This is a genomic window from Flavobacterium sp. CAN_S2 (genome assembly GCF_015752255.1).
GTDB lineage: Bacteria > Bacteroidota > Bacteroidia > Flavobacteriales > Flavobacteriaceae > Flavobacterium.
In genome coordinates, this window is sequence record NZ_JADOVA010000009.1 from 1 (window position 1) to 7,757 (window position 7,757).

Annotated in this window: 8 protein-coding genes; all 8 read right to left on the reverse strand. The window is 28.3% G+C overall.

The genetic code is table 11. The features are described 5' to 3' along the window. A partial coding sequence (locus tag IWX80_RS16840; protein ID WP_196854467.1) for a hypothetical protein occupies positions 1 to 374 on the reverse strand: 374 nt, incomplete at its 3' end. Positions 375 to 702: 328 nt separating this feature from the next. Continuing rightward, positions 703 to 1,008 carry a hypothetical protein gene (locus IWX80_RS16845; RefSeq protein WP_196854468.1) on the reverse strand — a complete coding sequence of 102 codons (306 nt, stop codon included), beginning with the start codon at positions 1,006 to 1,008 and terminating at the stop codon, positions 703 to 705. A gap of 1,630 nt (positions 1,009 to 2,638) precedes the next feature. Continuing rightward, positions 2,639 to 3,220, reverse strand: coding sequence for a hypothetical protein (locus tag IWX80_RS16850; RefSeq protein WP_196854469.1), 582 nt, complete (start codon positions 3,218 to 3,220; stop codon positions 2,639 to 2,641). A gap of 160 nt (positions 3,221 to 3,380) precedes the next feature. Beyond that, the gene (locus tag IWX80_RS16855) at positions 3,381 to 4,316 is read right to left on the reverse strand and encodes a hypothetical protein (RefSeq protein WP_196854470.1); all 936 of its coding nucleotides are present in this window, start codon (positions 4,314 to 4,316) and stop codon (positions 3,381 to 3,383) included. Positions 4,317 to 4,494: 178 nt separating this feature from the next. Then, on the reverse strand, positions 4,495 to 4,890 hold the full coding sequence (locus IWX80_RS16860; RefSeq protein WP_196854471.1) for a hypothetical protein: 396 nt from the start codon (positions 4,888 to 4,890) through the stop codon (positions 4,495 to 4,497). Between the two features lie 848 nt (positions 4,891 to 5,738). Next, on the reverse strand, positions 5,739 to 6,158 hold the full coding sequence (locus IWX80_RS16865) for a hypothetical protein (RefSeq protein ID WP_196854472.1): 420 nt from the start codon (positions 6,156 to 6,158) through the stop codon (positions 5,739 to 5,741). 150 nt (positions 6,159 to 6,308) lie between these two features. Continuing rightward, on the reverse strand, positions 6,309 to 6,890 hold the full coding sequence (locus tag IWX80_RS16870) for a hypothetical protein (protein WP_196854469.1): 582 nt from the start codon (positions 6,888 to 6,890) through the stop codon (positions 6,309 to 6,311). Positions 6,891 to 7,047: 157 nt separating this feature from the next. Then, positions 7,048 to 7,623, reverse strand: coding sequence for a hypothetical protein (locus tag IWX80_RS16875; RefSeq protein ID WP_196854473.1), 576 nt, complete (start codon positions 7,621 to 7,623; stop codon positions 7,048 to 7,050). Between the last annotated feature and the right edge of the window lie 134 nt (positions 7,624 to 7,757).

Here is a 7,757-nt window from a genome sequence, read left to right on the forward strand (position 1 = left end):
TTTTTTATAATATCTTCAGCTTTTAAAGTTTTTATTTCAACATAATTTCCGTCGGGAAGAAATCCTTTAAATTCTCTAGTTAAGTGGATTTTTGCAATAATATTATTGTCGGATTGATATTTTTGAAAAATTACACCAGGATACAATTTACTTTCATATCCAATTCTATTTTCAAATCTGCCATCTTGAACAAAACCATCAGAACACAAATCCATTTCTTCAAGACTTACTTCTTTTAATTCGGCATCTTCACTCTTTAAATCATCAATTGTTAATTCACAAAATTTAATTTTGGAAAGGTTAATTGTATCGTTATTCTGCGATAAAGTCTTGATTGAAATAAAAAGTAATAGCACAATTGTTATTTTTCTCATACATGTGTTTTCTAAACTGTTGCATAACGTTCTGGTACTACAGCGGGTTTGGGTTTAAATTAAGCCTATTCTTCGGATTTGCCAAATCATTCCAAATACAAAACCAACTTCCCATTGAGCCAATTGCCCAAATCCGTTGTAGTAGCTGTTATGTGCCGTATTTTTTAAAGTTTTGTTTTAATTTGTTTATATATTCAATTTTTGTCTTTGGCAATATGATTGAACTGTTATTTTTTAAAGTAATAAAAGTATAATTTTCAGTTTTTGATACTTTTTTCACTTCTTGTCATTTATAGAATCCTATCTCAAGATTATTTTCTGAAATTTGTTAAATTCCACTTTCATTGACTTCTAAAGTTTTTTTTTCAAAAAATTTTGGATTAGAATTTAAACTCTTTACAATTTTAGTATGTTTTACAAAGTCAGGAATGATCATAGTTGCCATAAAAAATATTAAAAAAACCACAAAAGATATTAAAAATCTATTCCAACTAAACTCTTTTTGAACAAATAAAAAACTGATCAGCAATGAAAAAGGAGTATAAATGAGAATTGCAAAAAAGTAGCGCTTCTTAAATTGTTCAAGCATCGCTTTTTCAAAATCATTTATATTTAAATTATATTCTAGTTTCATTTCAACGGTGTTTTGGAAATATGGTACATAACGTTCTCGCGCTACAAGCAGTTTGCAACTTATGAAACTGAGTATTTTCGGCTAAACGAAAATACAAATTAAAACGATAATTCCACTAAACTTGCAAATTGCTTGTGACGTGTGTTAGGTGACGTTGCGACACGAAAGATTGGTACATTCAGAAATTCGACAATAGTTCGGTTATGCAGTTTCAATATTATTTCAGATTCAGATTTCGGTTTTCAATTTTTCAAATTTTCAACTTTCAGTTTGTCAGATCCAAATCCAGCTACGTTTTTGCTTTCCAGGTTTCCGCATTTCAAACTTCTACTTTTCAAGTTTTAGTTTATTAAATCCAACTTTCACGTTTCTGCTTTTCAGTTTCCAATATTCCGGTTTTCAATTTTCAGTTCGTTTTCAGTTTTGTAAGTTCTAATTTGGGAGAAATGACACCTAACGTTTTGCTGCTTTGAGATGGCTGGAAGTTCGTAACCGCTACTTTTTCGGCTTAACGAAAACTTGATGCGGAACGGTAATTCCACTAAATTCCAGCTATATCAAAACAGCTGTTATATGCTGCTTATTTTTGGTCGAAAATATGATTTTAACCACAAAATTTTTCTAGTTTCTGTTGGCGAATTCCAACTTTCGCCCTTTTGATTTTCGGTTCGTAATTTTCAACGTTTCATTTCTAATTTTTCTGTTTTAAATCTAAAAATAAAAAATCAAATTTTCTCGATAAAATTCAACTTTAAAGCTTCCGCATTATAGTTATATTGCTTTAACCATAAACACACCAATTGGATATATTAAGGAAGATAATATTAACGCAATTTTCTTGCCTATAGGATTTGCTCTTTTAATTAGTTCATTAATTATTATGTAATAGTTTCCAAATATTGAAATTACGATACAAATTCCGCTTACATAAAATGTCGGTACATATAAAGAAGCAAATATTAGTCTAAAAAGAAATGACATTGACAAAAAGAGGATTACAATATCAACTATCAAAAGGTAAATAAATATTTTATTAAATTTTACAATTATTTTATCTAATTTGCTTTTAGATTTTGAATGTTTAATTATGTCATTCGCAATAATTGATGTCCAAATTACTTGTATTAGTAGAGACAGAATTAACCAATCTTCAAAACTCGCAATCCGAATTCCTATAAGGCTAAAAAGAAATAAAACGGTAAATATTATTTTTAAATACATATTTAAATTTGCTAATATTATTGAAAATACTGTCTATTTTACTTTTTTTTTGTTTTTTCTTCAACAAATTTAATTATTTCAGGGTTTTTACTTTATTTCGCAACAACAAAAACTGTATTTGTTGTTCCGTCATTATTATTTATATTTACTCCTTGTTTCATAAATTCTACTTTTCCAACTTCTCTTGATAGGTTTCAACTTTAGCCTTTCTACATTATTTAATTAAAATCTAATTGAAAATTTTCTAATTATTTTCAACTGCGTCATTTCGGCACAAGTAGCATATAACGTTCTGGCACTACAGCGGGTTTGGGACTAAATTAAGCCTATTCTTCGGGTTTGCCAAATCATCCCAAATACAAAACCATCTTTCCATTAAACCCAATGCCCAAATCCGTTGTAGTGGCTGTTACCTGCTGTATCTTTTCAACGGAATGTTAATTACAGAATCTTTAGCATAGTAATTTTCAGTTTCTGCGTTGTATTCTTTCAGTAACATTTTTATTGTTAGTTTTTTGTCGTTATAGTTTATTTTGCTCTTTTCAAATTGTAGGTTTTCCTCAAATTTAAATTCTCCAATTTTTTTCTCAAAAACCAAGAAATCATTTTGAGTAATTTCATATTGACAACAACTTGCTAGCAATCCACTATGAACTTTATAAATTTTAATATTTTCATCTTGAAATCTAACGTCAGGCGGAGAGATGAAAAACACAAAAAAGGAAATCAAAATTCCGCCAAAAATTCCATCAATTAGTATTGAAAGGAAAAGTAAAAGGGGAGAAATTAGATAAAATAAAAAATAAAGTGCAATCTTCTTAAATGGTTTAAGATTAAGGAAAAACAAAACTATTCCGGACAAATAAAATAATATTTTGACAAGTAATGCTATTCTATAATTTAAGTTTATGTCAAAAGTAATTCCACATAAAAAATTTACAATTAAGAACGAAACTGAAATTATATGAAATTTTAGAAGTGTTTTTCTCATTTTGGTTATGTGATATAGCAGGTAACGTTCCCGCGCTACACGCAGTTTGGGACTAAATTAAGCCCATTCTTCGGATTTGCCAAATCTTCCAAATACAAAACCAATTTCAAATTAAGCCTAATACCCAAATTGCTTGTAGCGTGTGTTGGCGGTAGTTTTTTTATTTTACTTTCTTTAATATTTTATCAATTTGATTCAAAGTTTCCGATTTACCTAAAACGAAAAATTCAGCATTTGTTTTTTTGAAAGTCGATTTAGATTTGTATAAGTTGAATTTATTATAAAAATCTTTGTTACAATAAATTTTCATTTCTATTTCACAATCATAATATTCAGATTTGTCTTTACTATAACTATGCTTTTGAAATAATACTTCAATTTCAAATTTATCATCTTTGTATTCTTCTTTTATCTTATCAACTAAATCTTCAGCTTTTAATTCGTTTCCATATTCTTTTACTTTTAAAAAGAATTCTCCATCAAAAAACATCCAGTTTTTGGATACTTTATTACTAGTTTTTAAAACTAAATTATTTTTCAAAGCATAGTTATATACTTTTCTGGCAGAATTCAAGTTCGTAGAAAAATACTCGTTAGAAGTTAATAATTCAGTTTCATTTAAGAAATTATTCCATTCAGTTTTTGATACAATATTTGAAGATTGATAACCTTCGTCAAAAATTATTACTTTATCTTTATATTCTGTTGTGTCTACTAATTTTGTATCAAATTCTTTAGTTTTATTATAAAAATTGATTGATAAATTTCTATTTGGACAACAACAATATCCTGTTTTCTTGCTTTTTGCAAATAATTCATTAAGTTTTTTTGGCAATAATAATTCATAATTTTTTTCGGTTGAATACGGTGCGTATTTAGATGGTTTTTTATTTTCAATTTCTCTTGTTTCGCTATAAATTCCAATTATTAATCTGTTACAATTGGCAGAATCATAATTAAATTGTTTTGTTGATTTTTCTTCATTATAAATATCTCCATATTGTTCCGAAGTTTCGTAACCTTCTTCCTTTTTATTGTTTTTGCAACTAACAAGTATGAGTAAAACAATATTAATTATTAGGATTTTATTTTTCATTTTAGTCTTTAGATTTCGTTCGGGCAAAATTACCGCCAACGTTCCGGCGCTTGGCGAGGTTGCGAACTTCGGAACTGATTATTTTCTGTTAAAGATAAAATTTCTTGCGAAATGTAAATGTGAATTTACCACATAATTCGCAATCTTGCCAAACGCCTGTTAGCGGTTGTGTTTTTAATCAGTTTTCTAATTTCTCTGCGTCATAAATTAAAACTACCTCTTTCTTAATCAATATTTGAGCGTCTATTCCATTTTTAGGATGTAGATAATTAATTAAAACCACAGTTATTTTTTCGCCTTTTTCATTTTTACAGTTAAAATGTGATTCTTCATTATTTTCATCGTTTGGAAAGCTTCTCATTTTTACAATATTAAATATTTTACTATCAGAAGTTTTTATCATTCTAGTCGTCAGGTCGAAAAGTAAGGTTATGTCACTTTTTTTGGATTCTGAATATTTATCTCCAGATTCTGTGTTTTCAACTTCCACAACACTCAAGCTATGATATTTAGTTGTTTGTGAGTATGAATTAAAAGTAAAAAATAATAAAAATAGTAGTAAGTGCTTTTTCATTTGAATTTAAGTTTCGTTTTTAAGCTGTAGGTCTTGAACATAACCGCTAACGTTCTCGCGCTACACGCAGTTTGGGATTAAATTAAGCCTATTATTCGGATTTGCCAAATCATCCCAAATACAAGACTAATTTCAAATTAAGCCTAATATCCAAATTGCTTGTAGCGTGTGTTAGCAGTAGTGCATTTGTTTCAGTTTCTGATTTTCAATTCGGGTTCTTAAAAAATTAGAAAAGAAAATTATCAATCCAATTAGAAGCAAGAAACTCCCCGTAATTAAAAAACTAAAAAGCAGATTATTTACTAATCTTCCTGGAGATATATAGGATTTTAAATAACTCCAACCTAAAAGATCAAATCGATTTAGTGTGTAACATAGTAAAAGAACAATGAAACTATTCCAAACAGACCATTTATTTTTTATAGAAATTACCATAGAAATAATAAATGAAGTTAATATTCCTAAAACAGCAGAAAGTTGAGTTACAAAAGAAAAGTTCCAAATATCCATTATAGTTATTCCAAATTTTTCAGAATTTCGTAATACATTCTCACTTCCGTTTTCTGAGATTACAGTTAAAATTTTAATATTATAAATTGCGGAAAATGAGTAAAATGAATATATAAAAAAACACGTTGCTATAAAGTGAAAAATGATTTGTAGATAGTTTATTTTTCTCATAAATATTCTCTTTTTTTGGCGCATTACTGCTAACGTTCCCGCGCTACACGCAGGCTGGGATTAAAAATGCGTACTCTTTCGGTTAAATACTAATATTTCAAATAGAAAACCATCTTCAAATTAAGCCAAATGCCCAGCTTGCTTGTAGCGTGTGTTGTATGCTGTTTTTATTTAACTTCTAGGACATATTGTCGATTACTTTCTTCTTCAAAGTTTTTAAACATTTCTGCTCTAGAATTTATTCTCAAAGTATCTTTTCCATAAATATTAATTTTAGAAATTTCCGTGAATTTAGGTTTTTCACCTAATCCACCTTCGAAAGTATATTCTTCTTTAGATTTTAGTAAGAAAGTCGCAATATAATTTGTTGAATCAATTTTTATAAGCTTACCACCATTATTAAAACTAATTATTGTAGATTCTTTCAGATGGTTATTGTATTTATTTACAGAATCTTTATCAAGAACTATTTCTAAAATTAAGTCTGAATCCGTAGAATTTCTAAGGTTAGTAAAATAAACTTTTTCACACGAAGAAAATAGTAGTAGGAATAAAAAATTTAATGATAATATGATGTGCTTCTTCATTTCTTCTTGTCTGTTAAAATAGCATACAACGTTCTGGCACTACAGCGGGTTTGGGACTAAATTAAGCCTATTCTTCGGGTTTGCCAAATCATCCCAAATACAAAACCATCTTTCCATTAAACCCAATGCCCAAATCCGTTGTAGTGGCTGTTACCTGCTGTATCTTTTCAACGGAATGTTAATTACAGAATCTTTAGCATAGTAATTTTCAGTTTCTGCGTTGTATTCTTTCAGTAACATTTTTATTGTTAGTTTTTTGTCGTTATAGTTTATTTTGCTCTTTTCAAATTGTAGGTTTTCCTCAAATTTAAATTCTCCAATTTTTTTCTCAAAAACCAAGAAATCATTTTGAGTAATTTCATATTGACAACAACTTGCTAGCAATCCACTATGAACTTTATAAATTTTAATATTTTCATCTTGAAATCTAACGTCAGGCGGAGAGATGAAAAACACAAAAAAGGAAATCAAAATTCCGCCAAAAATTCCATCAATTAGTATTGAAAGGAAAAGTAAAAGGGGAGAAATTAGATAAAATAAAAAATAAAGTGCAATCTTCTTAAATGGTTTAAGATTAAGGAAAAACAAAACTATTCCGGACAAATAAAATAATATTTTGACAAGTAATGCTATTCTATAATTTAAGTTTATGTCAAAAGTAATTCCACATAAAAAATTTACAATTAAGAACGAAACTGAAATTATATGAAATTTTAGAAGTGTTTTTCTCATTTTGGTTATGTGATATAGCAGGTAACGTCCCGCTGCCTGTGGTCTGTTGTGGAAGTTCGTAACCCGAGTATTTTTTGCTTGACGTAAATATGATTGCGAAACGGTAATTCCACTAAATCCCACAATAGCCACAGACAGCTGTTATGCGTTCGGTTTTTTATTCAAATTTTATGTATTCGTATTCTTTTGGCAGATCGTTAAAATCAATGTTTTCTAATAAATAGTTTTCTTCAACTTTGTAAAAATCCTCGTCATTACCTTTTACAAAAGCATCAATAAAATCATTTTCTATATTTACTAGTATTCCAACGTCTACCACGTTAGTACTTTCTGTTTGTATTTCTTTTTCCAATTCCTCTTTTGGATGAGTTAGAAAACCTCCAATACAGTTATAATTTTTATTTTCAACATATTTTCTATTTCTATAATCGTGAAAATAAATTAGTGTTCGTACAATATAAATATTTGATATTCTTCTGTTTTCAGATAAAACAATGCAACCATTAACGTTTGAATACTTTCCGCTTACTTTTTCAAAATTGACAGACATAATGAATCCATAATCATTGAATGAAACAAGATTTTTTTCGCTACAATAAATTTCGGCCTCAATATAAAAATCTTCATATTCAAAAATATATTGAATTGGTGACCACCAAATTTTTTTCGGTGTTTCAGATTTCAAGTAACTGATTAAAACAAAATCATCAGTGTCAAATAAATATGTTTTCATTCAGATTCTGTTTTTCTACGTTTTACCAAACTGACGCATAACGTTCTGGCACTACAGCGGGTTTGGGATTAAAAATGCGTAATCTTTTGGTTATGCCAAAACTTCCAAATACAAAACCAACTTTCCATTAAGCC

Excerpts from the sequence above, each read along its gene's own strand:
- IWX80_RS16845 (WP_196854468.1), bottom strand. The coding sequence starts at position 1,008 with ATGAAACTAGAATATAATTTAAATATAAATGATTTTGAAAAAGCGATG.
- IWX80_RS16850 (WP_196854469.1), bottom strand. The coding sequence starts at position 3,220 with ATGAGAAAAACACTTCTAAAATTTCATATAATTTCAGTTTCGTTCTTA.
- IWX80_RS16855 (WP_196854470.1), bottom strand. The coding sequence starts at position 4,316 with ATGAAAAATAAAATCCTAATAATTAATATTGTTTTACTCATACTTGTT.
- IWX80_RS16860 (WP_196854471.1), bottom strand. The coding sequence starts at position 4,890 with ATGAAAAAGCACTTACTACTATTTTTATTATTTTTTACTTTTAATTCA.
- IWX80_RS16865 (WP_196854472.1), bottom strand. The coding sequence starts at position 6,158 with ATGAAGAAGCACATCATATTATCATTAAATTTTTTATTCCTACTACTA.
- IWX80_RS16870 (WP_196854469.1), bottom strand. The coding sequence starts at position 6,890 with ATGAGAAAAACACTTCTAAAATTTCATATAATTTCAGTTTCGTTCTTA.
- IWX80_RS16875 (WP_196854473.1), bottom strand. The coding sequence starts at position 7,623 with ATGAAAACATATTTATTTGACACTGATGATTTTGTTTTAATCAGTTAC.